The organism is Telluria sp. AZSoR62 (assembly GCF_058111565.1).
This window is the reverse complement of the sequence record NZ_JBYTST010000103.1, coordinates 1-409: the sequence shown is the minus strand read 5'-3', so window position 1 is coordinate 409 and position 409 is coordinate 1. Positions and strand designations below refer to the sequence as shown.

Genomic DNA, 409 nt, shown 5'->3' with positions numbered 1-409 from the left:
AATACCGACGAGCGCACCGCGAAGTACACGAAGCAGACACGCAATGCTGCACGCGCTCAGGTCGTTCAGCAGGGCGTGAATCTCGACCTTCAGCGTCAGCAACTCGCGGCGCTCAACCACGCGAATACTCGCGAAGAAATGCGCCCGAACACCACGCCCGCCAACTGGTACCCGGACCCGGGCAATCCGGCATATATCCGCTGGTATGACGGAGCTCAGTGGACCTCCCACGTGCAGCCTGCGAACACCCCGCCCCCGCCGCCGAACTACTAATTCAGAAGACCTGTAGGTATTTGCAATGAAACGAACTCTGCTTGCTGTGATCGCGGTGGCCGGCCTCGCGGCCGGATGCGGAACGGACGGCACCCCTGTTGCAGTGAGCAGTCTGCCAACCACCAGTTCGACAACC

General features: G+C 61.4%; 1 protein-coding gene. It reads left to right on the top strand.

Features of this window, described 5'->3' with window-relative positions; all coding sequences use genetic code 11:
* The coding region (locus AC3XQU_RS23065; RefSeq protein ID WP_489876488.1) for a DUF2510 domain-containing protein at nucleotides 1-273 on the top strand (273 nt) is incomplete at its 5' end.
* Nucleotides 274-409 lie beyond the last annotated feature (136 nt).